Origin of the sequence: Kosakonia sp. S42, assembly GCF_016624785.1 — a bacterium.
Taxonomy (GTDB): Bacteria; Pseudomonadota; Gammaproteobacteria; order Enterobacterales; family Enterobacteriaceae; genus Kosakonia; species Kosakonia cowanii.
This window is the reverse complement of the sequence record NZ_JACVTW010000082.1, coordinates 1-824: the sequence shown is the minus strand read 5'-3', so window position 1 is coordinate 824 and position 824 is coordinate 1. Positions and strand designations below refer to the sequence as shown.

Here is an 824-nt window from a genome sequence, read left to right as displayed (position 1 = left end):
GTAACTCAGTACCGGCAGCCAGAGCCACTGCATGGCGAAGCCGGCTTTTTTGATGAAGCTCATGATGAGAATTCCTCTTTTATTACTTCCGGTTATCAGTGACAGGAGCCGTCACCGCCGCTGTGACCGCAACTGTCACTGCTGTGCGTACTGCAGAAGGAGGTTACTGTCGGCGCATCTGCTCCGGAGCCACCGGAGCCTGGCCCGTCATCTGAGGGAGAAGACATACTCAGCCGCCACACTGTCATCATCGTTTGTCCGATGAAGCTCGCCATAAGCGTGGCCCTGACCCATTCTGCTTCGTTCCAGGGAAGCCCTGACATGGCGGCATACACCAGCCCGGCCACCACGGCACTCAACAGTAAAGGCACAGCGGAGCCTGCCGCAGCCAGTAACGTGTCATCCTCTTCAGGGTTAAAAAAGGCGGCGGCAGTGAACACCAGTCCGAAAAGAATGATGACGGCAAGCCCGGTCAGTAACCCCTCCGACCTGGCGCGAGCTTCACTGCTCATCAGGTTTACCCACAACATCATTTCCACCCCGAACACCACGGCGGGAATGATGACGGGGCGTAGCGCGAAAAGGAACGTCCAGAGGTTTTTCAGTCTGTTCATGAGGTATCTCCCGCAAGAAGTATCACTGAACCATCTGGCTCTGCAGCCTCGCTTTTAGTAGCGCTGACCATCAGCACCAGGGAGACGAGCAGGGCCAGTGTAACGAGCATCAGTGTGTGTATTGCATAACGGTTCATGGCAGCTCCTCTGCCTTATCCGGCGTATTCGCCTGAGTCTGCGGCGTTGCTTTTTCCGGGTGAAAGACGGTCA

2 protein-coding genes are annotated in these 824 nt (G+C 56.2%); both read right to left on the bottom strand.

Annotated features, from left to right (window positions below; translation table 11 throughout):
* Positions 1-95: 95 nt before the first annotated feature.
* Positions 96-614 (bottom strand): hypothetical protein, encoded by a 519-nt coding sequence (locus IAE50_RS25650; protein ID WP_200581691.1) that lies wholly within the window; start codon positions 612-614, stop codon positions 96-98.
* Positions 611-751 (bottom strand): hypothetical protein, encoded by a 141-nt coding sequence (locus tag IAE50_RS25645; RefSeq protein WP_200581690.1) that lies wholly within the window; start codon positions 749-751, stop codon positions 611-613. The genes IAE50_RS25650 and IAE50_RS25645 overlap by 4 nt, the downstream gene beginning before the upstream one ends.
* Positions 752-824: the final 73 nt, after the last annotated feature.